Source organism: Rhodococcus sp. P4_B6 (genome assembly GCF_056402215.1).
Map to the genome: position 1 here is coordinate 21,426 of NZ_JBFUHV010000018.1, position 25,002 is coordinate 46,427.

Genomic DNA, 25,002 nt, shown 5'->3' on the forward strand with positions numbered 1-25,002 from the left:
GCCCATCGTACCGTCATATCGCGATTTTTCGATATATGTGCTTGACTCGGTATATCGCAACTTCGCGATATACCGATAGGAGTCGAGTGATGTCGAAGCGCAGAGTGGCAGTGGTCGTCGGTGCGCGCGGGGTGATCGGCGGCAATCTGATCGAGCACCTCGAGGCGACCGGAGACTGGGAGATCGTCGGACTGTCGCGCCGAGGCGGACCCGACACCGACCGGGTGCGGCACATCGCGGTCGATCTGCTCGACGAGCGTGACGCCGCCGAGAAGCTGGCCGAACTCCGCGACGCGACCCACATCTTCTACGCCGCCTACCAGGACCGTTCGTCGTGGGCTGAGCTCGTCGCGCCCAACGTCGCGATGCTCGTCAACACGGTGAACGCGCTCGAACCCGTGGCCGCCGGGCTCGAGCACATCAGTCTGATGCAGGGCTACAAGGTCTACGGCGCCCATCTCGGGCCGTTCAAGACGCCGGCGCGCGAGAGCGATCCGCCGCACATGCCGCCCGAGTTCAACGTCGATCAGCAGCAGTTCCTCGAGGACCGTCAGCGCGGCAAGAGCTGGACGTGGTCCGCGATCCGACCCTCGGTCGTGTGCGGATTCGCGCTCGGGAACCCGATGAACCTCGCGCTCGTGATCGCCGTCTACGCCACGATGTCGAAGGAACTCGGAGTGCCGCTGCGCTTTCCGGGCAGGCCCGGCGCGTACACGAGTCTGATCGAGATGACCGATGCCGGACTGCTGGCAGAGGCGACCGTCTGGGCCGCGACCACGCCCGAGTGCGCGAATCAGGCTTTCAACATCAACAATGGCGATCTGTTCCGCTGGGACGAGATGCTGCCGAAGATCGCCGACTTCTTCGAACTGGACGTCGCGCCGCCGCTGCCGATGTCGATGGACGTCGTCATGGCCGACAAGGAACGGGTGTGGAACGACCTGGTCGCGAAGCACGGACTGGCGCCGACGCCGTACTCGGACGTGTCGTCGTGGGCGTTCGGCGACTTCGTCTTCGGCTGGGACTACGACGTCATCGCGGACGGGTCGAAGGCGCGCAGGTTCGGTTTCCACCGTCACGTCGAGACCGAGCAGATGTTCCTCGACATCTTCCGCGACCTGCGGGCGCGGAAGATCATTCCCTGACACGGACTACGGGCGCAGTCCGGATTCGACGTTGGCGGCGATCCGCCGGAGCAGACCCGCCAGCACCGCGCATTCGTCCTCGTCCAGTCCCTCGAGGAATTGCCGGTCGCGTTCGACGCGCTGCGGGAATTCGGTGTCGACGAGGGCGCGTCCGGCCTCGGTCAGATGGAGCAGCACGACCCGGCCGTCCCGTTCGAAGGGCAGCCGTTCCACCAACCCCAGCCTGCCCAGGCGGTCGACGTGCTTGGTGGTGGAGGCGCCGCTGAGCATGGTCACGGCGGTGACCTCGCTGGCCCGCAGGGGTCGATCGCTCCGGGCGAGCACGCACAGGACGTCGAACTCGGCCCTCGAGACCCCGCTCGCGTCGAGGGCACGGTCGAGTTGCTGCAGGGCCTGGGATCCGATCCGGGTGATGCGACCCATCACCTCGATCGGTGACGTGTCCACGTCGGGATGGGTCTCCGCCCATTCGCGTCGTACGCGATCGGTGAAATCCTCATCCGGACGTGGGGCAGGGCTCATGAAAACCATCGTAGCGATCAACTTCACACTATTTCACAACTATTTTACTAGTGAAGTATACGGTACGCTGAGGTCATGCAGGCTTCTCCTCGATACGCACCCGACCTCAGCCGGCTCCATCACTCCCGTGGGGCGCTGGCCCACTCGGTGGCGCCGTCGACGTGGCGCCGGGCGTTCGAGGTCCGGACCGCGGACGCCACCATCGCTCCCGCCCTGCGGGTGGGTGCGGCGACGGCTCTGGTGCTGGTGATCGGCGGCCTGCTTGGGCACGGCAACCTCGCCGGCTTCGCGGCGCTGGGTGCGCTGACCGCCGCATTCGGCCGATACGAGCCGTACCCGCGGCTCGCCCGCAAGACGGGTCTCGTCGGTGTCGCACTCGTCGTCTTCGTCGCCGGGGGAGCACTCCTCGGTGCGGCCGGACTGTCCCTCTGGCTGCAGATAGCGCTCATGGCCGTGGCGTCGGGGATCGCCGCATGGCTGCTGGCGGCGTTCCGGATCGCCGGCCCCGGTCCCGTCATCCTGATCTTCGCGGCCACCGCGGCGGCCGGGTACTCGACGCGGCTCGCCGATCTCGGGCCGGCAGTCGTGGCCGTGGCGACCGGTGTCGTCGTGGGCTGGATCGCCGCCATGACCCCCTGCCTGTTCGTTCCCCTCGGTCCCGCGCGACTGGCGGCGGCGCGGGCGCTCGCCGCCGTCGCAAAGCTGGAACGTGCGCACGACGTCTCCGCGATCGCGGCCGCCCGCAAGGCCATCGACAACGCGCGAGACGTGATCGCGCACAGCGGCCGGGGCCGGGACGGTCACTCCCACCAGTTGTTCGCGCTCCTCGCCGAGGCGGACACAGTGGTCGACCGGTGGGCGCACGAGCGTGACCACGACACCCTGCGTGTGCTCGTCGACCACGAGTCGGAGCTTCGTAAGGTGAAGCGCCGCAGCGACCTTCCGTCTTTCGCTGCGGAGGCCGCGGCGCTGCCGAAGCCGGTCGGCTTCCTCGCGGAAGGTGTCCGGGGGCTGCGGTCGCGTGAGGGGATCGTCAATGCCGCCCGCATCGCCGCCGCTGCCGCGCTGGCCGGATGGATCTGTGTGGCAGTGGGATTGGAACATCCGCTGTGGGCGTCGATGGGTGCGATGGCCGCGATGCAGGGGTTCAACTTCAGTCAGACGGTGCAGCGGGGAATTCAACGTCTCGTCGGCAACGTGGCGGGCGCCGTCCTCGCCGCCGGGCTGATCGCCGCGGCGATGGGGTACTGGCAGACCGTCGTGGTGATCGTGGTGCTGCAGACCGTGACCGAACTGGTGGTCATCAAGAACTACGCGTTCGCGTCCGTCGCCATCACTCCCATGGCGTTGCTGCTGACGGGTCTCGGCTCGGCGGTGGCGCCGGACATCGCGGTGAGCCGCGTCGTCGACACGCTCGTCGGTGTGGTGGTCGGTGTGATCGTCTCGGCCGTCGCGATCAGCCGGACGGACCACCATCACGTGGCCTGAGGGCGCTCAGATTCCGGTCGCGGAAACGTAACCGGCGAATCCGATCGCGCACGCGCCCGCGCAGAGGAGGAGGGTCCCGCACGCCACCGGCCACGCGAGCGTGCGGCGCGCGATGCGGGCGATCGTGACCGCGCCGCCCATCACGGTCACCAGTGCCGCGACCGCGAGTGCGACGCACACCGCGATCCACGCGTTCTCGGCGCTGCAGGATTCGGGCGGGCAGTAGTCCGGGAACAGCAGCCAGAAGAACGCCGCGACCGCGGAGATGCTGGCGACCGCGACCGCGACGACGATCGCTGCCGCCGACACCGCCACGTCCCAGCCGTTCAGTGACGGGCGCTGTTCGTCACCGGTGCGTGGATGATTCCATGGTTGTGGCAGAGGCCCCCCTTGCTGCATGTTCGTCACAGTACATCCGCGGCCGGGGGGATCGGCGGCGGCAGCGGTGACCCGTCCGGGCGCAACCCCGCGAGGAACACCGTGATCAGCCGCGGAACGAGATTGGCCGTCGTGTCCTCGAACATCAGCACGTGCGGCCGGGTGAGCATCGCGATCCCCATGATGATCTCGAGCGGCACGACGTCCTCGCGGATGAGCCCGAACTCCTGGAGCCGGTGAATGAGCTCGGTGACCGAYGCCTTCGTCTGCTCCCGCGTGTCGCGCACGTCGGGCGGTAGTTCGTCGAGGCTGTTGACCAGCGCGGGCACCAACGCTCCCATCCGCAGATCGACCACCGCGTCGACGAATCGTCGCCATGCCGCCTCGGGTTCGTCGGCGCACTCGTCCAGCGCCCGGGCTGCGAGTTCGCGGACCTCGGTGAGCGTCGTGCGGGCGACGGCGTGGGCGAGGTCGTCCCGGCTCGGAAAATTCCGGTAGAGGGTGGCGATTCCGACGCCGGCGTGCGCGGCGATGGCGTCGAGCGGCGCGTCGTGCCCGCGGTCGGCGAACACCGCCCGGGCTGCCTTGATCAGGGTGTTGCGGCGTTCCATCGCGTCGGCTCGCATCGGGGGCACCTCTCTCGTTTGACAACCCAGCATAACCGGAGGAATATTCTCCACAAGTAATGGAGGAATTTCCTCCACTTAGTTGAAGGGGAGTCCGATGAGCGTTGCGGATACCGGGACACTCGACCCGCGCATCGAACCCGCCGGGCAGGCGAGCAACGGCCCGTCCGATCCGGTGAAAATGATCGCCGTCGTGCTGGGACTCACCGCCGTGATCGCCGTGATGCTGCTGGCGTTCGCGCTGCCCGCCGTCCACAGCGGCCCGCACGACCTGCGGCTGGGCGTCGCCGGGCCCGACGCGGCCGTCACCCGGATCGATGCCGCACTCGACGCGGGCCGCCCGGGGGTCTTCGCCACCGAGCGGTTCGCGGACGCCGAGGCGGTCCGGACGGCGATCGAGCACCGGGAGGTGGTCGGCGGAATCGTCGCGACACCGGAGGGCATGAAGGTCCTGTCCGCCGGCGCAGGCGGGGCGCCCATCGCGCAGACGATGAACGGTCTCGCGGCGGGCATGAGCGCGACTGCGGGACAGCCTGTTCCGGTCGAGGACGTCGTTCCGTTGACGGCTGACGACCCTGCCGGGGCCGGCCTCGGCGGCATGGCGCTTCCGCTGGTCTTCGGCGGCATGATCCCCGCGATCGTGCTGGTGCGACTGTTTCCGCACAGCGTCACGAGCAGGGTGGCGGGGGCGGTGCTCTTCGCCGTGAGCGCCGGACTGGCGCTGACCGCAATTCTGCAGTTCGGTCTCGGAAGCGTCGACGGCGACTACTGGACGACGTCCGGTGCCGTCATCGTCGGGATCGCCGCCATTTCCCTGACCGTCCTCGGACTCGATTCCGTTCTGGGCATCGCGGGGTTCGCGCTCGGAGCGGTGACGATGATGTTCCTCGCCAACCCGCTGTCGGGACTGGCGACCTCCCCGGCGTGGCTGCCCTCGGGGTGGGGCGCGTTCGGTCAGCTCCTGCCGCCCGGAGCGGCGGGAACCGTGGTGCGGTCGACGGCGTTCTTCGACGGACACGGAGCCGGCGCGGGCCTGCTCGTGCTGACCTGCTGGATCCTGTTCGGGCTCGGCCTGTGCCTGGTATCCGGACTGCGTGAGCGGCGCGCCCCGCAAGAGCCGGCCGTCGCCTGACCCTGTGGTTTGATGGCGGCATGGGGGAACGACGGATCGTCCGCCGACTGGTCGGCATCGGAGCGGGCCTCGGCGCGCTCGCGGTCCTCGTCGTCGCGGCCTCGACGGTGTGGATCTCGCGCGAGGCCGAGGGGCACGTCTACGATGTCGAGGGCGCACCCGAAGCCCCGGTGGTCATCGTTCTCGGTGCGCAGGTACGCGACGGCAAACCCCGGGAGTATCTGGCCGGGCGCCTCGACGTCGCCGTCCGCCTCGTGCAGGACGGGCGGGCGCGGGCGGTGCTCGTCTCGGGCGACGGCGCGGGCAGGTCCGGCGACGAGATCGCGGCGATGACGGAATACCTGGTCGAGAAGGGCATCGACCGCAGCCGGATCGTCGGCGACCGGTACGGGCTCGACACCTACGACACGTGCGCTCGGGCCGTCCAGACATACGGAGTGACCAAGGCGCTGATCGTCACTCAGGGTTTCCACGTGCCCCGCGCGGTCGCGCTGTGCCGCGGCGCCGGGATCGATGTCGCCGGCGTCAACGCCGGGTGCGAATGCCGCCCGATCACGATGGCCAGGAACACCGTGCGCGAATCGCTGGCCCGGCCCAAGGCCGTCCTCGACCTGCTGTCCCGGCGCGATCCGGTGGTGGTCTCCGAACCCGAGGACTCGCTCGGCAAGGCCCTCGCCGCCGGGGACTGACCTCGAACCGCCGCGGTGCGGTAGTCGCGTCGGTAGGCTTCGACGCGTCGACGATCGGGAGGCTCACGATGGTTGCGGGTGCACGACCGGATCCCGGTCCGCGCGAGGTCCGGAAGTGGCGTCGCTACCTCGCCGACGAACGTGCCGAGGCGGCCGTCTACCGCGATCTCGCGAAACGCCGCACCGGTGAGGAACGCGAGATTCTGCTGGCGCTCGCCGACGCCGAGGGACGGCACGAGGCGCACTGGCGTGCACTGCTCGGCGAGCACGTCGGCAAACCCGTTCGCGGTGACGTCCGCACGCGCATCCTCGGAGTGCTGGCCCGGCGGTTCGGATCGGTGTTCGTGCTCGCCCTCGCGCAACGCGCGGAGACCCGGTCGCCATACCTGACCGACGTCGACGCCACCGTCGCCATGGGCGCGGACGAGCGCATCCACGAAGAAGTGGTGCGGGCGCTGGCGGCCCGTGGGCGAAATCGTCTGTCCGGCACGTTTCGTGCTGCCGTGTTCGGTGCCAACGACGGCCTGGTCAGCAATCTCGCCCTGGTGCTCGGTATCAGCGGCAGCGGCGTCGACAATCACATCGTGCTGCTGACCGGGCTCGCCGGTCTGCTCGCGGGCGCGTTGTCGATGGGTGCGGGCGAGTACGTGTCCGTGCGGTCGCAGCGTGAACTGCTCGAGGCGTCGGCGCCGGGGGAGGGGGCTCGCGCGGCAGTGCCGCTCCTCGACGTCGACGCGAATGAACTCGCACTCGTGTACCGGGCGCGGGGCATGCCCGCCGAAGACGCCGAGAAACGCGCCGCCGACGTGTTGAAGAGAGCTGTTCAGCCCGAGGCTGTTTCGGGTTCGGAGGCCGTCGACCAGCACGAGGCCATCGGCACCGGACTCGGTGCGGCGGCGGCGAGTTTCTGCTTCTTCGCGTCCGGTGCGGTGATCCCCGTGCTGCCGTATCTCTTCGGGATGGAAGGGACTGCCGCGCTCGTGGTCGCCGCCGCGCTCGTCGGCGTCGCGCTGCTCGGAACCGGCCTGGTGGTGGGGTTGCTGTCGGGTGGACCCCCGGTCAAACGGGCGCTACGCCAGCTGGCAATCGGGTACGGCGCAGCCGCCGCCACCTACGTGCTGGGCATGCTGTTCGGAACCGGCGCCTGAGAACGTCATCATCACCACGGGTGTGGAATCCGCTCAGGCGGGTGCGGTCGCCACGGCGTCGAGGAGCCCCGGGAAGCGGGCGTCGATGTCGGATCTGCGCAGCTGTGCCATCCGGGAATTGCCGCGGTCGACCTGCTTGATCAGCCCCGCCTCGCGCAGGACCTTGAAGTGGTGGCTGCGGGTCGACTTGGACACGGGCAGCCCGAACGACGTGCAGTGACGTTCCGCGCCTTCGGCCTCGACCAGGAGCTTCTGCACGACCTCCAGTCGCAGGGGGTCGGCGAGTGCGGCGAGCACGGAGACCAGTTCGATCTCGTCGACTGCGGGATGTCCCTCGGCGTCGGGCACTGCGCACCTCCAGGTTCGGGTCTTCGACCACCAGAGTGAAGGTTCGCCTTGCGTCGAACCTCACTCTGGTGCATGGTTCGTATTGTATCGAACCTCTGGTGCACGGGGGGCAACGCACACTTCAGGAAGGATCGACATGACCTCGGAGCTGACCACGTCGGACGCCACGACGCCGACGTCACCACCCGACACGACACCGGCCGACCCGCGACGCGGAAATCTCACCCTCGCCGCGGTCCTCCTGGCTGTGCTCATCGTCCCGATGTCGATCTCCGGGACCGCGGTGGCGCTGCCCGCGATCTCCGCAGACATCGGCGGCGGCGCATCGGGCCAGCAGTGGGTGGTGAACGCGTTCAACCTGGCGTTCGCCTGCTTCACCCTGGTCTGGGGGTCGCTGTCGGACCGCTTCGGCCGGGGCCGCCTGTTCGCCGCCGGGGCCGCCACATTCGCGGCCGGGAGCATCGCCAGTGCGCTGGCCCCGAACATCGTGGTCCTCGACGTCGCCCGCGGCGTCGCCGGTCTCGGTGGCGCCGCCATCTTCTCGTGCGGCGCGGCGATCCTGTCGTCCGCGTTCGACGGGCCCGCCCGTTTGCGCGCGTTCGCCCTGTTCGGGACGACCGCCGGCATCGGTGTGGCGCTCGGACCGACACTGTCCGGGCTTCTCGTCGACACGGCGGGCTGGCGGCCCATCTTCGTGATCCAGGCCGCCGTGCTGCTCGTGGTGCTGACTGCGACCCCGGTGATCGGCCTGGACCGGCCGGCCGGCGACGCCCCCGCGACGTTCGATCTCCTCGGCACCGTCCTCCTGGTCCTGGGTCTGCTCGCCGCGATGGTGGGCATCGTCCAGGGCGGGCCCTGGGGCTGGGGCAGCCCGGAAGTCGTGGCGTCGTTCGTACTCGCCGTCGCGCTGCTTACCGGGTTCGCCCGCGTAGAATCGCGAGGCCCGGCCCCGCTGCTGGATCTCGAATTGCTCACCCACCCGCGGTTCATGGCACTGTGCCTCGTTCCGGTGGCAGCGTCGTTCGGCTTCGTCACGCTGCTCACCTACTTCCCGACCTTCCTCCAGTACGTGGCCGGACAGTCTTCGGCGAAGGCGGGCCTCGTGACCGTGCTCCTCACGATTCCGGTCGTGGTGGGCCCGCTCGCGGCGGGCCGCGCCGTCGGCGCCGGGGTGAACCCGCTCGTCGTGATCTGGATCAGCCTGGGAGCGTTGATCGCCGGCGACCTGGGGCTGCTGCTGGCGGGCCCCGACACGGTGGTCGCGGTCATCGCGGTGCCGCTGCTGCTCGCGGGATCCGGCATGGGACTGTCCGCCGGTCTCGTCGACGGTCAGGCACTCGCACTCGTCCCCGAGGAAAAGGCGGGTATGGCTGCGGGGGTGGTGAACACGATGCGGCTGGGCAGCGAGGCCCTCGCGGTGGCCGTGTACGCGGCGCTGCTCACCGGCCTCGCCACCCGCCGCGTCGACGAAGGGCTGACCGCGGTCGACGCCTACGACAGCGCGTTCCACACGACGCTCGTCGTGCTGGCCGTCGTCGTCGCCGGGTTGTCGGGTCTCATCGTGGTGCTGCTGCGACCCGGGGCGAGCGCGATCAGATCGCGGAGCCGCCGTTCGGGCTGATGGCCTGCCCGACGAGGTAGTGCTCGTCGCTCGCGAGATGCAGCACCGTGGAGGCGTATTCGTCGACCGACCCGAAGCGCCCCGCCGGGCAACTCTGCCAGAGCCGGTTGCGGCCGGTCTCGCCGATCTGCTCGAGGTAGCCGTTGAAGGCGGGCGTCGCGACGCCGCCGGGCGCCATCGCGTTGACGAAGATGTTCGCGCCTGCCACCTCCAACGCCACGGAGCGGGTGAACGCGACCACCGCGCCCTTGGTGGCGCTGTAGTGCGGACTGTGCGCACTGCGCGCCGAGATGCCTGCGATCGACGCGATGTTGACGATGCGCCCGTACCGCTGCGGTTCCATCAGTCGCAGCGCCTCACGGGTGCAGTAGAACACGCCGTGCACGTTGACGTCCCAGTACCGCAACCATTCTTCGTCGGTGATCTCGCTGGTGAACCGGAGCGAGTCGCGTTCCACCGGGGTCTGCAGGTAGGCGTAGAGCGTGTTGCGACGCTCGGTGTCGATCGGCCGGTTGGGCGTCAGCGCGGCATTGTTGACGAGCGCGTGCACGGTGCCGAACTGCTCGACCGCGGCCGCGAACAGGTCGTGGACCTCCGCACTCGACGACACGTCGCAGCGCACGGCGAGGCAGGTGCCACCGGCTTCCTCGATCTCGCGACGGGCCTCGTCCAACGATGCGTCGCTGACATCGCAGATGACGACCTTCGCGCCCTCGTGGGCCAGGGTGACGGCGATCGCCTTGCCCAGGCCCGGTCCGGCGCCGGTCACCACGGCCACTTTGTCCTTCATCCGCATGTTCTTCTCCTCGTGGGTCAGGAGCGCGAGAACGTCTCGCGCAGCTCTCGTTTCAGTACCTTGTGACTCGGTCCCGTCGGCAGCACGTCCACGACGTGCACCTGTCGCGGGTACTTGTGCATCGCGAGACGGGATCTGCTCCATTCGATCAACGTCGTCGGATCGATTCCGGCGGTCGGATCCGCCGGGACGACCACCGCGCAGACCTCTTCGCCGCGGGTGGCGTCGGGCAGGCCGATCACCGCGACCTGCGACACGGCGGGATGTGCCGAGAGAACATCCTCGACCTCGCGGGGGTAGACGTTGAATCCGCCGCGGATGATCACGTCCTTCTTGCGGTCGACGACGGTGACGAAGCCCTCGGCGTCCTTCGTCCCGAGATCGCCGGTGCGGAACCAGCCGTCGACGACGGCCTCGGCGGTCGCGTCCGGGCGGTTCAGGTATCCGGCGAAGATGTTGTGCCCGCGGATGACGATTTCCCCGACCTCGCCGTCGGGAAGCAGTTCGACGGTGAGTTCCCGTTCGGGGTCGGCGATCTCGACGTCCACACCCCACACCGGCCTGCCGACTGTTCCCGGCCGGGTGCCGAACGCGGCCTGGTTCGCGCACGCCACCGGCGCCGTCTCCGACAGACCGTACCCCTCGTACACGGTCGTCGCGAACGTGGCGGCGAACTCGTCGAGCACGTTCACGGGCAGCGACGCGCCACCCGAGATGCAGGTGCGCAGCGACGGGAGGGCGCAGTCCGCGGCCCGAGCGGCGTCGAGCAGTGCGATGTACATCGTCGGCACCCCGTGGAAGACGTCGACGCCTTTCCGGACCATCATCTCGATCGCGGTGTCGCCGGAGAAGCGGGGCAGCAGGACGATCGTCGCCCCCATCCGAAAGGCGGCGTTCATGGTGGCCGTCTGGCCGAACGCGTGGAACAGCGGAAGGCAGCCGAGCACGATGTCCGACTTGCGGACGTCGTTCGCGTCGAGTGCCGACACCGTGGCGTTCAGGACCATGTTGAGGTGGGTGAGGACCGCGCCCTTCGGCGCGCCCGTCGTGCCGCTGGTGTAGAAGACGACGGCGGCATCCTCGGGCGATCGAGACTCGTAACCGACTGTGGCCGTGCCTCCTTCGGAGAGCGCACCACCCGCCGCGACCGCCACGCCGGCCTCGTCGGCGGCGAGGATGGCCACCTCGGTGGTCGGGCCGTGGCAGACGATCAGCTTCGCTTCGCTGTCGCGCAGCACGTACGCCACCTCGGTGGCGGTGAGGAGGAGGTGGACGGGGACGACCACCGCTCCCGCAGCGAGGATTCCGAAGTACACGACCGGGAACTCGGCGACGTTGCCGATCATCAGCGCGACCCGGTCACCCGGCCGCACCCCCTGCTCGTGCAGGGCGGCGGCCACCCGGCGGGCACGGTCCCACAGGTCCCGGTACGTCAGCCGGGTATCGCCGTCGACGACGGCTACGTCGTGCGGGTACTTCCGGGCGGACTCGGCGACGATCGCCGCCAGCGAGAGAGTGGCATGGGGCGCCGAGACAGGCATGGAAATCGGACCTTTCACAGTTCGGAAGGGGCGGCGGAGCGGTGCTCCTGCAGGACGGTGACAGGGATTCCCTTCACCATGACGACGGCGGCGACCATCAGCAGGGCCGCGATGACGAGCAGGGCGTCGTAGAGGTTCCCCGTCGCCGTGGTGATCTGCCCGATGACGTTGGGGGTGACGAAAGCGGCCACACCGCCGATGCTGCTGATGAGCGCGATCCCGCCGGCCGCGGTGGCCGCGGACAGGTACGACGGCGGCACCGTCCAGAACACCGGCAGGGTGCCGAAGCACATCATGGCGGCCACCGTGAGGAGAGCCATCGACCACAGGACACTCGTCTGGGTCAGTGGCAGGGCCGCGAAGCAGAATCCGGCGACCACCAGGGGCACCGCGACGTGGAACCGGCGTTCCAGGCGGCGGTCGGAACTCCGGCCGTTGACGATCATTCCGATCACGGCACCCGCGGCGGGCAGCGTGCTCAGGGTGCCGATCGTCGTGAGGTCGGTGACACCGAGCCCCTCGAGGATGGTGGGAGTCCAGTACGAGAACACGCTGAACCCCGCGTACATGGCGAAGAACACGAAGCCCGCGATGTACACCCGTCGGTCCCTCAGGAGCCGGCGCAGAACGCTACCGGCTGGCTCGCCGGCGTGCCGGGCGGTGTTCTCGGTAACGAGTTCGCTTGCCGTGACGTCTCGTTCACGCGGGGTGAGCCATTTGGCGTCGGCGGGCCCGTCGGGCAGGAGGAACCAGGCGAGGACGCCGAGCAGGACAGCCGGGATGCCCTCGTAGACGAACAGCACCTGCCAGCCGTGCAGGCCGTGCGCACCGTCGAACGTGTTCATGATCCAGGTGGCGAGGGGTCCGCTGAGGATCCCGGCGGCGGGGACGGCGAGGACGAACATCGACGTGATCCGGCCCCGTCGCGCTGCCGGGAACCAATACGTCAGGTACAGGATGATGCAGGGGAAGAAGCCGGCCTCGGCCGCACCGAGCAGGAATCGGAGAATGTACAGCTGGGTGGGGGCGGTGACGAAACCGGTGGCCACCGTGATCAGGCCCCACAGGATCATGATGCGCATGACGGTCGCCCGGGCGCCGATGCGCTGCATGTAGAGGTTGCTCGGCACCTCGAACAGGACGTATCCGACGAAGAACAGCGACGCGCCCAGTCCGTAGGTGGCGGTGCTGAGCCCGAGGTCGTCCATCATGCGGAGTTTGGCGAACGAGATATTCACCCTGTCGATCGAATTGACGATGTAGGCGACGAAGAGGAAGGGCAGGAGGCGGAATGCGATCTTGCGGTACAGCCGGTCGAGTTCGGCCTTCGTCGCCGGTGGGCCGTCACCCCTGCCCGGGGCGCACGACTCCGTGCTCGCGGCGGCACCGCCGCGGGTTCGTGTGATTCTCATGGTGTCTCTTTCACTGGCACGGAATCGTGCGCGTCGGGAGGGGACGGCGGTGGGCGTGTCAGACGCCGACGGCCTGGTTGCGCAGTTCCTGCTCCAGGATCGGCAGGGCGAATTCGTAGGACTCCTGGCCCTGCTCGGCGACGATCCGCAGGACCTCGTCGATTTGTGCGCGGTCGGCGCCGAGCGCGAGCGCGGTCGCGATGTGCCTGCGTGTGCCCGGGGAGTACATGTGGGTCAGCGCGGCATCGCCGGCGATGCAGAGCAATTCGATCCACAGTGGGGGAAGGATGTTGTCGCGCCAGATGCCGGCGCCCATCGCGAGGAACTTCTCGAGCCAGACCCGGTCCCAGTTGTAGAGGGTTTCCCACAGCGGATTGAACTGGTTCTGTGCCCGCAGCCCGTCGCAGACGGGTGTCGGGTGCGTCGATTCCGGGGGAGCCGACTGGCGACCGGCGTGGACGAGTTCCTGGGCCAGGATCGGCACACCGGTTGCGCAGGAGTGGATCCCGATCACCGCCGACAGCTTGATCACCTCGAGCAGTTCCTCGCGGGTGGCGCCGAGTTCGATCGCGGTCTTGATGTGCCTGCGGACGCCGGGCGCGTACAGGTGCGTGGCCGACACGTCGATCTTCAGTCGGACGAAGGCGGCAAGCTTCGGGTCGAGCGTGGAATGATCCATTGCTGCCTACCGATTCAGGCGACGCCGGGGACGGTGAAGCCCCGCTGGCCGACGCGCCGGTTCGGGGCCATGCCCAGCTTCGCGATCGTCTCGTCGGTGCTGCCGTAGGTCTCGCCGATCTTGTAGATCCTGCGGGCCTCCGTGCCGTCGGCGATGTCACGACCGAGTTCGCGGGCGAGGCGCACGGTCTGCTCGATCTGCTCCACCGACGTGATGCGTTCGCCCTTGCGGCCCCACAGGTTGTCCTCGATGCCGACCCGGACGTGCAGCCCCATCGCGATGGCCATCGCGTTCATCGGCAGCACCGCACGCATCGCGCTCTCCACCGTGAGCACGGCTCCGTCGGGGGTGCGGCGGACGAACTCCATGAGGTCGGCCGGGTTGAACCCGGCCGCGCCGCCGCCGATCGCCACGTAGTTGAGGATCAGCGGGCCCTGGTACAGACCCTTCCGGATGAGCCGTTCCACCGACTCGAGCTGGTGGACGTGGCCGAGCATGAAGTGGGGCTGGATCCCCGACTTGGCCAGCCGTTCGAGGTGTTCGATGTAGAAGGAGGGGCGCGCGTCCGACACCATCTCGGTGTACGCCTGGACGTACTGAGGGTTCTCCAGGATCGTGCCCTGGACGTCGTCCTCGGTGAGCAGTTCGACGATGTTCATCTGGCTGGTGTTGACGGCGACGGTCACCTGGTCGGGCGCCGGGTCCAGCTCGGCCAGCATGTGGCGGGTGTCGTAGTCGAGCCACGTGGCGGCCTGGCCCTCGTTCTCGGGTGCGAAGGAGATTGATCCGCCCACCTGGAGGACCATCTCCGGGACCGCCTCGCGGAGCAGGCCCAGCATCTCGTTGAACTTGGACAGCTTCTTGGAGCCCTTGCCGTCTTCCTCGCGGACGTGGACGTGCAGCACGGAGGCGCCGGCATTGAAACAGTCGACGGCCTTCTGGATCTGGGCGTCCATGGTGACCGCGATGTCGTCGGAGTCGGTCGGCAGCCACTGCGGACCGTACGGCGCGACCTGGATGACCAGCTTCTCCTGGTTTTCGGGGTACAGGCTGTCGTYGAGAAAGTGCATGTTCATCCCTCGGGTTCAGGGGCAGATCTCCTGCTCGTCTGCCCTGTCGAGAACTCAAGGTAATGCGCATCACACCTGACTATTTATCTCTACGTAACTACTATTTACCTATGCGTTGCAGCTGGCGAACGGGCAGTCATGGCCGGTGAGAACACGGGCCTGCGGGCCCGGTCGATTCCCGTGGGCGCGCTCGCCAACCTGCCGAAGGTGATGGGCAGTTTCGGCGCGGACGCGTGGCCCCTGCTCGAGTCGTACGGCGTCACCGCGGAACTCCTGACCGGGCAACCCCTGCGGTCGCTGCCGATCGAGACACACGGCCGGATCCTGCACGCCGCGGCGATCGAGACGGGCTGTGACCACCTCGGGCTGCTGCTGGGGCAGTTCGCGTCGCTCGAGAACACCGGGCCGCTGCGATTCCTCGTCACGAATGCCGACACTGTCGGGCAGGCCCTCGACGCGGTGGCCCGGTTCAGCCCCATCTGGTACCGGGGGATCACCGTGGCGCTGACCGTCGAGCGCGGCTACGCCGGCCTGTCGCTCACTCTCGACGGCCTGTTCCCGGGGCGCGAGCAATTGCTGACGGCGTATCTCGCGGCCTACGTGAAGATCCTCGAAATCCTTCTCGCACGGCCGTGGCGGCCGACGTTGGTCCGCATCTCGTACCGTGAGCCGGCGTCGTCCGACGTCTACCGCCGATTCTTCGGTGCACCAATCCATTTCGACGAACCGCGGCACGAGGTGCTGTTTCCGGAAGAAGTGCTGCAGCAGCCGGTCTCGGGAACCGATCCCACCCTGCAGCGCTTCTTCCACGGGCATCTGCAGCAGTTGCAGACCGGGACGGGGAAGGACGTTGTGGGCCAGGTTCGCCGGGCCGTCGAGGAATCGCTGCACGCCGGAGACTGCAGCGTCGACCAGGTGGCGCAGCTGTTCTCCGTCCACCGCATCACCCTGTATCGGCACCTCGCCCGCGCGGGAACGACGTTCGAGGCGGTGGTCGATCAGACCCGCCGCGACCTCGCGGAACAGTTCCTGTCCCAGACGGACCTGCCGCTCGTCGAAGTGAGCCGGCTGCTCGGGTACCGGAACCAGAGTGCGTTCAGCCGCGCGTTCCGGCGTTGGCACGACATCCCGCCGCTGCAATGGCGCCGCGGTCGTCGGGACGACGGGTCACCCGCGGGCGGGCAGTGATGTCGGACACCGGAGGAGAACTCCCGAAGCCTCTGAACCGCAGTGGCTTCGGGCGGATCGCGGCGCGGTGAACGTGCGCCCGGGGATGGAGTCACAGCGGTTTTCCGGATCGGGACGCAAATGTTACCGCCAGGTATGGCGTGTGGTAACCGGCGAGCGTAGAAGGGCGATGTTATGTTCCCCTCGCCGGGTGTGGCCGGAGTTGACGGAGGGGTCGGGGAATGTCGAAGAGGTGGGTCGCGTCGGTCGCGGCTGTGGCGATCGGTTCAGGCATGATCGCCTACTCCAACCAGAACGCCGCCGTCGCGGAACCCGAGCGGGTATCCAACGGTCTTCCGGGCAGCGGACCCTGCGCGAGCGAGGTGTCGAACGAGACGCACTCGCTCATCCCGGACAAGCTCGAGATCCCGATCCCGTACCCGAAGATCACGACGGTGCCCTATCCCGCCCCGGTCACGGACCCCGTCCGCGTCTCGCAGGCGTTGCCCGCCGACACGTGCACCGATCCGTGCCCCGATCTCACCGACGAGACCGACCATGCCCCGGGAAACCTGTCGAGCGAGCTGAACATCCCGGACGTCAGCGTGAAGTTCACGCCCTTCCACTTCGGCATTCCCGTGCCGGGCGCCGACATCCAATTGCCCCCGCCGCCGCCCCTCGTCCACCCCGCGACCGAGGAGGCACCGCGCCGCGCGGCCCCGGCCACCCCGAAGATCGGCGACGTGACCCGCGTGGCGAAGGTGACCGGCGCCGGCTCGGTCAGCCGCACCGACAAGCGCTACCAGGTCAACGGCACCGACCTCGGCATCATCTGGGAGAGCGCCCCCGACCAGGTCGCCGTCGCGTTCGGTGACACCGTCGGCAAGGGATTCCAGCCGCCCGGCGGCCAGGGCGACGACTGGCGCAGCAACGTCCTCGGTTTCAGCTCCGACCGCAACCTGTCCGATGGCATGAGCCTCGACAGCATGGTCCAGGACAGCCGGTGCCACGCGGCGGAACTGCTCGACAGCCGCAAACTCGACAACATCGAGATCACCACCATCCCGACGTCCGGTTTCGCCGTCGGGAACCGGCAGTACATGAGCTACATGTCGATCCGCACCTGGAACAGCATCCCCGCCACGTGGTGGACGAACTACGGCGGCATCGCTTACTCCGACGACGGCGGATCGACGTGGACCAAGGACCCGTACGCGAAGTGGGACAACATCTTCGGGGTCACCAAGTTCCAGGTCGCGTCGATGGTCCCCGCCGGCGACTTCGTGTACATGTTCGGCACCCCCAACACGAGGCTCGGCGCCATCGGTCTGGCGCGCGTCCCGGCCGCCGACGTGCTCAACACGTCCGCGTACCAGTACTGGCAGAACGGTAATTGGACGCCGGTCGGTGGCTACACGGAGGCGACGCCGATCGTGGACGCCCCCGCCGCCGAACTGTCCGTGCGCTACGAGGAAGCCACCGGCAAGTGGCAGATGACCTACCTCGACACGTCCAAGGCGGCCATCGTGCTCCGTGAGTCCGACTCGCCGCAGGGCGCCTGGTCCGGCGGGGCGCCGATGGTCAGCGCCGCCGAATACCCGGAACTGTACGGCGGCTTCATCCACCCGTGGTCCAGCGGCGACGAACTGTACTTCACGATGTCGACGTGGTCGGACTACAACGTGTTCCTGATGAAGGCGGATCTAGGCGCGTAGCACCCGTGCGCCTTTTTGGTAGCTCCCGCAACCAGAAAGGCGCACGGGCGGCGGAGCCGCCTACAGCAGGCCGTGCCGGGGCGGGACGGTGCCCGACAGCGTCCACCGGCCGATGTGCTGGATCTTCCACCGCGTGGGGTCGTGCAGTGTGTGGGTGCGGGCGTCGCGCCAGTACCGCGACAGGTTGGACGTGTCCGACACACTGCGGGTGCCGCCCAGGTCGAACAGCACGCTCGACGCCTCGAGGGACGCGCGTGCGGCAGCGACCTTGGCCGCGGCGGCGTCGATCGACGCGACGGCGGCGGTCTGCTCGGTCAAATTGCGCCGCGCCGCGTCGATGCTGCGGGCACCCTCCCGGAGCAGTGCCGTCGCGGACCGGACGCCGACCGCGGCCTCTCCGGCCAGTTGGATCAGCAGGGGATCGTCGACGGCGTCGGTGACGCCCGCCTCGAAGTAGGGCCTCGCCCGGCGGGCGGCGCGCACGCCCTCGTTCAACGCGGCCGCGGCGATCCCGGCGTCGATGGCGGCGTGCAGGATCTGCGCCTGCGAGCCGTAGGTGGTCGGTGCGTCGAAGATGGGGGAGAACGGCACGACGTGGAACGCGGGCACCCGGACGGCGTCGAGGGTGACGGTTCCGCTCGCGGTGGTCTTCTGCCCCATGCCGTCCCAGTCGTCGACGATCGACAGTCCGGCGGCGGTCCGCGGCAGGTAGGCGACGGCCTTGGCGGGTTTCCCCGCCGGCGTCGTCTTCCCGGGGACCGTGGCCCGCACCGCGATCCAGTCGGCGAACAGCGCGCCCGTGCTGTAGTACTTGCGACCGTCGACGACGAAGTCCCCGTCCTGTTCGGTGAGGGTCGTGGCGTCGACGTCGATGGTCTTCGTTCCGCGCTCGCTCTGGGCGTTGGCGAACTGGCGCCCCGCAAGCACCTCGGAGTAGAAGAACTCCTGCTGCGCCGGTGTGCCCTGATGCCGCAGCACCTCGAGGAACGTGTAGTGGCTGTGCGGGATCTGGGCGATGCTCGGATCGCCCTCGGCGAGAAGCCGGAACACCTCGGCGAGGGTTTCGGTCCGCGCGTCGATGCCGCCGTGCTCGCGGGGAACGCCGAGCGCGAGCAGTCCGGACGCGGCGAGCGCCCGCACCTGTTCGTGCGGCAGCTGTCGCCCGGAATCGCGCGCTGCCGCCTCCTCGGCGAAGTGTGCGGCGAGATCGGCGGCGACGGTGAGGGCTTCGGCCTCGTCGCTGATGCGGTGGGCGTTCTGGACGGCGGTCATGGTTCTCCGTGGCTCGGTGGTGCGGACGCGCCGAATCCGGCCACCGTCGACGGGTGGCCGGACTCGGGGTTCGGAATCGTTATGTGTACCAGGTGGGTTCGGGAAGTTCGCCGGTCAGCAGGTGGCCGCCCACCTCGCGCCGCTTGTACGCGACGGGATCGTGCAGGGTGTGCGTCCGCACGTTCCGCCAGAAGATGTCGAGACCCACCGTGTTGGACGTGGCACGCGCACCGGTCAGTTCGAACACCTTGGTGCCGATCTCGAGGGCGACGTCGGCGGCGCGGATCTTGGCGGCGGCGATACGGACGGCGAGATCCCCGCGCGCCTGTTCGGTGAGGTTCTCCCGCGCGTCGTGCAGTACCGCGTTCGCCTCGCGGTTCACCTGATCGACGAACGCCTCCGCCGCCCACAGCTTCGACTGCAGGTCGCCGTAGCCCTCGCGCAGGTACCACTCGTCGGTCGCCAGTTCCTTGTCGTCGCCGCCGTACGGCCACGGACGGGTCCGGGTCCGGGTGTAGTCGGCCGCGGTGTCGAGTGCGCCGCGGGCGATGCCGACATAGAAGTTGGCGAACACAATCTCGAGCGCGGGGAAGTTCAGCGTGTTGTAGACGAGGGGCTGGAACTCCTTGTCCACGAACCCGGCCGCCCCGGACCAGTCCACCTCGACGTCGTTGATCTCGACCGTGCCGGAGTCGGTGAGGCGTTGCCCGAGATTGTCCCAGTCACCCCGGAACACGATGCCGTCCTGCGCCGTCGGCACGATCGCGAACACGTGTGTGGCCGTGCCCTCGATGATGCCCTCGAGCACGGTGAGGTCGGTGGCGCGGCCGCCCGTCGAGAACGACTTCTCCCCGTTGTAGACGAGCGTATCCCCGCGGTCGACGATCGTGAGGTCGGTGTCGCGCGGGTTGACCGCCCCACCGAACAGGAAGCGGTTGCTCGTGTACAACTCCTCGACGGCCCCGATCTGCGGTGCGGTGCCCACGAGTCGCACGGCCCACGCCCACAGGTAGTGGTAGCCGAGCAACTGTCCGAGGGAGCCGTCGCCGCGCGCGATCTCGCGGACCACCTGGTAGGCGGTCTCCCACGGCTGTCCGGCGCCACCGAATTCGGTGGGCCCGAGCAGGGTGACGAGCCCGCTGTCCTTGAGGAGCCGGACTTCGTCGAACGGTGCACCGCCGGCGCGGTCGCGTTCGACGGCGTCGCGCGCGAGGATCGCGCTCACCTCACGCGCACGCGCGATCCAGCCGTCGGCGGTGGCCGGGGCGTCCGACCAGATCTTCTGTTCGGTGATGACGGTCATGCCTTGTCTCCCTCTGCGCTCGGTGCGGTGCCGATGGCCCACACGTAGACGGGTTCGGTTCCGTTGATCTCGTAGTCGCCGACCACCTTGGCCTTGAACACCACGGGGTTGTGGCTGGCGACGGTGCGTGCATTCCGCCAGAAGCGGTCGAGGTCCCAGTCGCGGCTGACCCCGGACGCGCCGAGTGCGTCGAAGATCGTGGCGGTGGCGGGGACGACGAGCGCGGTGGCGGAGATCTGGCCCTGGGCCGACGCGATCTCGGCGGCGATGTTGGCTGACTTCTCCTCGTCCGGGCTGCCGGTGAACGCGGCCTCGTACGCCCACTGGGCGGGTTCCGCCGCGTGCAGTGCGATCGCCTCGGCGGCATGCGCCGCGGCCGACACCTCGCCCACCACCTGCTGGATCTGCGCGTCCTGCGCATAGGTGGGGGCGTTGCCGTGGCTGAACGTGCGGGTGCGGGCCGCCACCCGGCGGGCGATCACGTCCGTCGCCGCCCGCGCGATGCCCGCGAGCGTGGCGAGGTGGAACAACTGGTAGAACGCGGTCTGATACTTGAACCGGGTGGAGAAGTCGAAGATGTTCTCCGGCTGGACGATCGCGTTCTCGTACGTCGACGTGCCCGAACCGGTGGTCTGCTGGCCGAAACCGTTCCAGTCGTCGCTGTGCGTGACGGCAGGCTGACGCGCCTCGACCGCGGCGATCACGAACGCGCCGGTGTCGGTGCGCTGCGAGTACAGGTCGATCCAGTCGGCGAAGATCGAACCGGTGCTGTAGTACTTCGTCCCGTTCGCGAAGAAGTGGGCCTCACCGGGGACGGGGGACACCTTGGTGTTCGCCTCGCCGAGCGGAACGTCGCCGATCTCGGTCCACGCGTTGCCGACCAGCTGACCGTCCGCGAATCGCCGAAGCCACGTGTCGCGGTCGGGACCGTCGGCGGCGACGAGGCGGTCCTCGACGAACGCGAAATGTCCGCGCAGGGCCTGCGTGACGTTGGAATCCGCCGCGGACAGTTCGACGAGCAGCCGGAACAGCTGGGGGATGCTCGCGCCCGAYCCGCCGTGGGATGTCGGCACGCGCACCGCCCCGAAACCGGCCTTCTTCAGGGCGTCGATCTGCTCGTAGGGGAGGACGTGGTCGCGTTCGCGTTCCACCACACCTTCGGCGATGTCGGCGAAGAGGGGGCGGAACCGGGCGGCGAGCGTGCCGTAGTCGGTCTCGCTCGCGATGGGCTGTGCAGCTCTTCGTTCCTGTACGGCTGTCATGCCGTCGAACCTCACACGGTCCCGCGAGCCCGGTGAAGGGTTGGACGCGCGCTGATTGGAAGGGTGGGCGTCTGCCGGGCCGGCGGGTTCCATGCTGGGTATGTCAACCGAACACATCGCTGAGCAGATCAAGTTCGCCTACTGGGTGCCCAACGTCAGTGGCGGGCTGGTCACGTCCGACATCGAACAGCGCACCAGCTGGGACTACGAGTACAACAAGAAACTCGCCCAGACCGCCGAGAACAACGGGTTCGAGTACGCGCTCAGCCAGGTCCGGTACGAGGCCAGCTACGGGGCCGAATTCCAGCACGAGTCGACGAGCTTCAGCCTCGCGCTCCTGCTCGCCACCGAGCGACTGAAGGTGATCGCCGCAGTCCACCCCGGTCTGTGGCAGCCCGCCGTGCTGGCGAAATTGGGAGCCACCGCCGACCACCTGTCGAACGGCCGGTTCGCCGTCAACGTCGTGAGCGGCTGGTTCAAGGACGAGTTCACCCACCTCGGGGAGCCGTGGCTCGAGCACGACGAGCGGTACCGGCGCAGCGCCGAGTTCCTGCAGGTGCTCCGCAAGATCTGGACCGAGGACGACGTCGACTTCCGCGGCGACTTCTACCGCATCCACGACTTCACCCTGAAGCCGAAACCGCTGAACACGCCCGACCGCCCGAACCCCGAACTGTTCCAGGGCGGAAACTCCGCCGCCGCGAGACAGAACGCGGGCCGGTACTCCGACTGGTACTTCAGCAACGGCAAGGACTACGACGGCATCACCGAACAGATCGACGACGTACGACGGGTGGCGCGCGAACACGACCGGGAAGTGAAGTTCGGGCTCAACGGGTTCATCATCGCCCGCGACACCGAGAAGGAAGCCCGCGACACCCTCCGCGAAATCATCGAGAAGGCCAACAAACCGGCGGTCGAGGGCTTCCGGTCCGCCGTCCAGCAGGCGGGCGCGTCCACCGCCGACAAGTCGGGAATGTGGGCCGACTCCACGTTCGAGGATCTCGTCCAGTACAACGACGGCTTCCGCACACAGCTGATCGGCACGCCGGAGCAGGTCGCCGAGCGCATCGTCGAATACCGCCGTCGCGGAGTCGACCTCATCCTGGGCGGTTTCCTGCACTTCCAGGAGGAGATCGAATACTTCGGGGCCAACGTCCTGCCGCTGGTCCGCGAACTGGAGGCGTCCGAGAGGCTTGCGCCCGTGAGTGGTTAAGGAGTTCAGGGACTCGTTACGCACGCACGGGCGGCGGAGCAGCCTACAGCCGGCGGGCCAGCGCGCGACCTGCGGCCCGGCCGGAGAAGATGCAGCCACCGAGGAAGGTGCCCTCGAGTGCGCTGTACCCGTGGACGCCGCCACCACCGAATCCGGCGACCTCACCAGCGGCGTAGAGACCCTCGAACGGGGTGCCGTCGGGCCGGATCACCTGCGAGTCGAGGTTGGTCTCGAGGCCGCCGAGGGTCTTGCGGGTGAGCAGGTGCAGCCGGACCGCGATGAGGGGACCGTTCTTGGGGTCGAGCAACTCGTGCGGGCTCACGACGCGGGTGATCTTGTCGGCCAGCAGGTTCCGGGCGTTGCGGATCGCCATGACCTGGAAGTCCTTGGTGTAGGAGTTCTTCACCTCCCGGTCGCGGGCCACGATTTCGCGTTCGAGGTCCTCGTACTTCAGCGGTGCGTCGGGGGTGAGGGCGTTCATGCCGTCGACGAGGTCGCGGAGGTTGTCGCGGACGACGAAGTCGGCGCCGTGCTGCTTGAACGCCTCGACGGGGCCGGGGGCGCCCTTCTTGAGTCGTTCGGCGAGGAGTTTGAAATCGCGGCCGGTGATGTCGGGGTTCTGCTCGGACCCCGACAGCGCGAATTCCTTCTCGATGATCTTCTGGTCGAGGACGAACCAGGTGTGGTGGTGGCCGCTGTTCATGATGTGCTCGAGGGTGCCCATGGTGTCGAAACCGGGGAAGTTGGGGCTGGGCAGGCGGTTGCCGTTGCCGTCGAACCACATCGACGACGGGCCGGGGATGATGCGGATGCCGTGGTTGGGCCAGATCGGGTCCCAGTTCTGGATGCCCTCGGTGTAGTGCCACATGCGGTCGCGGTTGACGATGTTGCCGCCGGCGTTCTCGGTGATCTCGAGCATGCGGCCGTCGACGTGCGCGGGGACACCGGCGAGCATGTTCTCGGGGGCCTTGCCGAGTCGTGCGGGCCAATTCTTCTTGACCAGTTCGGGGTTCCCGCCGATGCCGCCGGACGTGACGACCACGGCCTGCGCGGAGAATTCGAACTCCCCGACCGCGGTTCGCGAACTCTTCACACCGCGTGCCTCGGTGGACGGTTCGAGGACGGTGCCGCGCACACCGGTGGCGGCGCCGTCGGTGACGACGATCTCGTCGACCTGGTGACGGTGCTTGAACGTGACGAGTCCCCGCTTCGACGCGGCGACGACGCGGGTGAGGAAGACCTCGACGACACCCGGGCCGGTACCCCAGGTGATGTGGAAACGCGGAACGGAATTGCCCTGCCCGAGAGCGGATCCGCGTCCGCGTTCGGCCCACCCGACGTTCGGCATCAGGCGCAGTCCGAGGTCGTGGAGGTACTGCCGCTTCTCGCCGGCCGCGAATTCGACGTACGCCTGCGCCCACAGCCGCGGCCACTGGTCTTCGCGCTCGCGGTCGAAGGCGGCGGTGCCCATCCAGTCCTGGATCGCCAGTTCGTACGAGTCCTTGATGCCGAGGCGCCGCTGTTCGGGGCTGTCGACGAGGAACAGGCCGCCGAGCGACCAGAAGGCCTGGCCGCCGAGGTTCGCCGAACTCTCCTGGTCGACGACGAGGACTTTCCGGCCGGACTTGACCATCTCGTAGGTGGCGACGAGTCCGGCCAGTCCGGCGCCGACGACGATCACATCAGCCTGTTCGGTCACGAGGACCCCTCTTTCCGGTGTGTGTGGGTGTGGGTGGTGTCGGGTTCGGTGTAGGCGGTTACGACTCGGGTGAACAGTTCGAGGCGCAGTTCCCGGGCGGCGGCGTTCTCGTCCTCGATCAGGCACTGGACGCTGGTGCCGTCGTGCAGCGCCACGAGCGCGCGGCCGAGCACCCGGGGATCGCCGGCGATGCGGCGCCCGAGTCTGTGCAGAGCTTTCTCGAGGATGGGCACGATGGTGTCGAGAATCGTGTCTTCGCGGGCTGCGAGTGCCTTCTTCAGCGACGGGTTGCGCAGGGCGTGGGCGGTGAATTCCGCGTTGATCCGGTACCACTGGTCGTCGACGGGGACGACGCCGAGCACCAGTTCGGTGCCGGCGCGCAGTTTTTCGGCAGGCGTGAGCCCGGAGAGGTCGATGCTCGACGAGTCGGCGGCCAGCCGGATCTGCGCGAGCATCGCGCTGGAGCGCTGTTCCCACATGGCGAAGAACATCTCGTCCAGCGACGCGAAGTTGGAGTAGAAGGCGCCGCGGGTATAGCCGCCGCGTTCGCAGATCTGCTCGACCGTCGACCGTCCGAACCCGTTTTCGGCGAACACCTCGACGGCGGCGTCGAGCAGTCGCCGCCGAGTCTGGCCGCGCCGTTTCGTCACCTTCCGGGGTGTGCTGGTGGCAGGCTCGGAGGAGTGCGCCGGTGACGTCGGCATGGCCTCTCCTCCGATCGGGTCGACAGCAACCGTCGATACACTAGCGTATCGGATACACTGGTGTATCGA

23 protein-coding genes are annotated in these 25,002 nt (G+C 68.4%); 9 read left to right on the top strand and 14 right to left on the bottom strand.

Going from position 1 to position 25,002, the window contains the following annotated elements:
• Positions 1 to 89: 89 nt before the first annotated feature.
• Positions 90 to 1,145, top strand: coding sequence for an SDR family oxidoreductase (locus tag AC1DWT_RS11525; protein WP_373560144.1), 1,056 nt, complete (start codon positions 90 to 92; stop codon positions 1,143 to 1,145).
• Between the two features lie 6 nt (positions 1,146 to 1,151).
• Here the strand turns inward: AC1DWT_RS11525 and AC1DWT_RS11530 are convergent, their stop codons facing one another.
• Positions 1,152 to 1,676 (bottom strand): MarR family winged helix-turn-helix transcriptional regulator, encoded by a 525-nt coding sequence (locus AC1DWT_RS11530; RefSeq protein ID WP_072946355.1) that lies wholly within the window; start codon positions 1,674 to 1,676, stop codon positions 1,152 to 1,154.
• 66 nt (positions 1,677 to 1,742) lie between these two features.
• Between AC1DWT_RS11530 and AC1DWT_RS11535 the strand changes: the two genes are divergently transcribed.
• The gene (locus AC1DWT_RS11535) at positions 1,743 to 3,155 is read left to right on the top strand and encodes an FUSC family protein (protein ID WP_206013395.1); all 1,413 of its coding nucleotides are present in this window, start codon (positions 1,743 to 1,745) and stop codon (positions 3,153 to 3,155) included.
• 6 nt (positions 3,156 to 3,161) lie between these two features.
• On the opposite strand, the gene AC1DWT_RS11540 is transcribed toward AC1DWT_RS11535, so the two are convergent.
• On the bottom strand, positions 3,162 to 3,554 hold the full coding sequence (locus AC1DWT_RS11540) for a hypothetical protein (protein ID WP_241031331.1): 393 nt from the start codon (positions 3,552 to 3,554) through the stop codon (positions 3,162 to 3,164).
• 5 nt (positions 3,555 to 3,559) lie between these two features.
• Positions 3,560 to 4,159, bottom strand: coding sequence for a TetR/AcrR family transcriptional regulator (locus tag AC1DWT_RS11545; RefSeq protein WP_206013393.1), 600 nt, complete (start codon positions 4,157 to 4,159; stop codon positions 3,560 to 3,562).
• Positions 4,160 to 4,256: 97 nt separating this feature from the next.
• Here AC1DWT_RS11545 and AC1DWT_RS11550 point away from each other — a divergent pair, with 97 nt between their 5' ends.
• From AC1DWT_RS11550 to AC1DWT_RS11560, 3 genes are all read left to right on the top strand, one after another.
• Positions 4,257 to 5,291 (top strand): GumC domain-containing protein, encoded by a 1,035-nt coding sequence (locus AC1DWT_RS11550; RefSeq protein ID WP_206013391.1) that lies wholly within the window; start codon positions 4,257 to 4,259, stop codon positions 5,289 to 5,291.
• 20 nt (positions 5,292 to 5,311) lie between these two features.
• Positions 5,312 to 5,980, top strand: coding sequence for a SanA/YdcF family protein (locus tag AC1DWT_RS11555; RefSeq protein ID WP_072946351.1), 669 nt, complete (start codon positions 5,312 to 5,314; stop codon positions 5,978 to 5,980).
• Between the two features lie 68 nt (positions 5,981 to 6,048).
• A complete protein-coding gene (locus tag AC1DWT_RS11560; protein ID WP_095862345.1) occupies positions 6,049 to 7,128 on the top strand; it encodes a VIT1/CCC1 transporter family protein in 1,080 nt (359 codons plus the stop codon).
• Positions 7,129 to 7,161: 33 nt separating this feature from the next.
• Here the strand turns inward: AC1DWT_RS11560 and AC1DWT_RS11565 are convergent, their stop codons facing one another.
• Positions 7,162 to 7,476: an ArsR/SmtB family transcription factor gene (locus AC1DWT_RS11565; protein ID WP_072946420.1), complete on the bottom strand. Its 315-nt coding sequence runs from the start codon at positions 7,474 to 7,476 to the stop codon at positions 7,162 to 7,164.
• 136 nt (positions 7,477 to 7,612) lie between these two features.
• Between AC1DWT_RS11565 and AC1DWT_RS11570 the strand changes: the two genes are divergently transcribed.
• Positions 7,613 to 9,097 (top strand): MFS transporter, encoded by a 1,485-nt coding sequence (locus tag AC1DWT_RS11570; protein ID WP_206013388.1) that lies wholly within the window; start codon positions 7,613 to 7,615, stop codon positions 9,095 to 9,097.
• Here the strand turns inward: AC1DWT_RS11570 and AC1DWT_RS11575 are convergent.
• The 5 genes from AC1DWT_RS11575 to AC1DWT_RS11595 are packed head-to-tail and all read right to left on the bottom strand — an operon-like array spanning position 9,069 to position 14,595.
• Positions 9,069 to 9,893, bottom strand: coding sequence for an SDR family NAD(P)-dependent oxidoreductase (locus tag AC1DWT_RS11575; protein ID WP_072946349.1), 825 nt, complete (start codon positions 9,891 to 9,893; stop codon positions 9,069 to 9,071). The genes AC1DWT_RS11570 and AC1DWT_RS11575 overlap by 29 nt on opposite strands.
• Before the next feature lie 17 nt (positions 9,894 to 9,910).
• Positions 9,911 to 11,434 carry a long-chain-fatty-acid--CoA ligase gene (locus AC1DWT_RS11580; RefSeq protein ID WP_206013386.1) on the bottom strand — a complete coding sequence of 508 codons (1,524 nt, stop codon included), beginning with the start codon at positions 11,432 to 11,434 and terminating at the stop codon, positions 9,911 to 9,913.
• A 14-nt stretch (positions 11,435 to 11,448) separates the two neighbouring features.
• Positions 11,449 to 12,846, bottom strand: coding sequence for an MFS transporter (locus AC1DWT_RS11585; RefSeq protein ID WP_206013384.1), 1,398 nt, complete (start codon positions 12,844 to 12,846; stop codon positions 11,449 to 11,451).
• A gap of 58 nt (positions 12,847 to 12,904) precedes the next feature.
• On the bottom strand, positions 12,905 to 13,525 hold the full coding sequence (locus tag AC1DWT_RS11590; protein ID WP_072946348.1) for a carboxymuconolactone decarboxylase family protein: 621 nt from the start codon (positions 13,523 to 13,525) through the stop codon (positions 12,905 to 12,907).
• A gap of 14 nt (positions 13,526 to 13,539) precedes the next feature.
• A complete protein-coding gene (locus AC1DWT_RS11595) occupies positions 13,540 to 14,595 on the bottom strand; it encodes a beta-keto acid cleavage family enzyme (RefSeq protein ID WP_477920632.1) in 1,056 nt (351 codons plus the stop codon).
• A 138-nt stretch (positions 14,596 to 14,733) separates the two neighbouring features.
• Between AC1DWT_RS11595 and AC1DWT_RS11600 the strand changes: the two genes are divergently transcribed.
• On the top strand, positions 14,734 to 15,783 hold the full coding sequence (locus AC1DWT_RS11600; RefSeq protein WP_072946347.1) for an AraC family transcriptional regulator: 1,050 nt from the start codon (positions 14,734 to 14,736) through the stop codon (positions 15,781 to 15,783).
• 221 nt (positions 15,784 to 16,004) lie between these two features.
• Complete coding sequence (locus AC1DWT_RS11605) at positions 16,005 to 17,477, top strand: DUF4185 domain-containing protein (RefSeq protein WP_072946346.1); 1,473 nt, start codon at positions 16,005 to 16,007, stop codon at positions 17,475 to 17,477.
• Between the two features lie 60 nt (positions 17,478 to 17,537).
• Here the strand turns inward: AC1DWT_RS11605 and AC1DWT_RS11610 are convergent, their stop codons facing one another.
• The 3 genes from AC1DWT_RS11610 to AC1DWT_RS11620 form a co-directional block, all read right to left on the bottom strand.
• Positions 17,538 to 18,749 carry an SfnB family sulfur acquisition oxidoreductase gene (locus tag AC1DWT_RS11610; RefSeq protein ID WP_206013383.1) on the bottom strand — a complete coding sequence of 404 codons (1,212 nt, stop codon included), beginning with the start codon at positions 18,747 to 18,749 and terminating at the stop codon, positions 17,538 to 17,540.
• Positions 18,750 to 18,828: 79 nt separating this feature from the next.
• Positions 18,829 to 20,052, bottom strand: coding sequence for an acyl-CoA dehydrogenase family protein (locus AC1DWT_RS11615; RefSeq protein ID WP_072946344.1), 1,224 nt, complete (start codon positions 20,050 to 20,052; stop codon positions 18,829 to 18,831).
• A complete protein-coding gene (locus AC1DWT_RS11620) occupies positions 20,049 to 21,314 on the bottom strand; it encodes an acyl-CoA dehydrogenase family protein (protein WP_072946343.1) in 1,266 nt (421 codons plus the stop codon). Before AC1DWT_RS11620 ends, AC1DWT_RS11615 begins: the two co-directional genes overlap by 4 nt.
• A 100-nt stretch (positions 21,315 to 21,414) precedes the next feature.
• On the opposite strand from AC1DWT_RS11620, the gene sfnG reads away from it, so the two are divergent.
• Complete coding sequence (gene sfnG, locus AC1DWT_RS11625; RefSeq protein ID WP_072946416.1) at positions 21,415 to 22,530, top strand: dimethylsulfone monooxygenase SfnG; 1,116 nt, start codon at positions 21,415 to 21,417, stop codon at positions 22,528 to 22,530.
• A 43-nt stretch (positions 22,531 to 22,573) separates the two neighbouring features.
• On the opposite strand, the gene AC1DWT_RS11630 is transcribed toward sfnG, so the two are convergent.
• Both AC1DWT_RS11630 and AC1DWT_RS11635 read right to left on the bottom strand, forming a co-directional pair.
• On the bottom strand, positions 22,574 to 24,229 hold the full coding sequence (locus tag AC1DWT_RS11630; protein ID WP_206013381.1) for an FAD-binding dehydrogenase: 1,656 nt from the start codon (positions 24,227 to 24,229) through the stop codon (positions 22,574 to 22,576).
• Positions 24,226 to 24,933: a TetR/AcrR family transcriptional regulator gene (locus AC1DWT_RS11635; RefSeq protein WP_095862353.1), complete on the bottom strand. Its 708-nt coding sequence runs from the start codon at positions 24,931 to 24,933 to the stop codon at positions 24,226 to 24,228. The genes AC1DWT_RS11630 and AC1DWT_RS11635 overlap by 4 nt, the downstream gene beginning before the upstream one ends.
• Positions 24,934 to 25,002 lie beyond the last annotated feature (69 nt).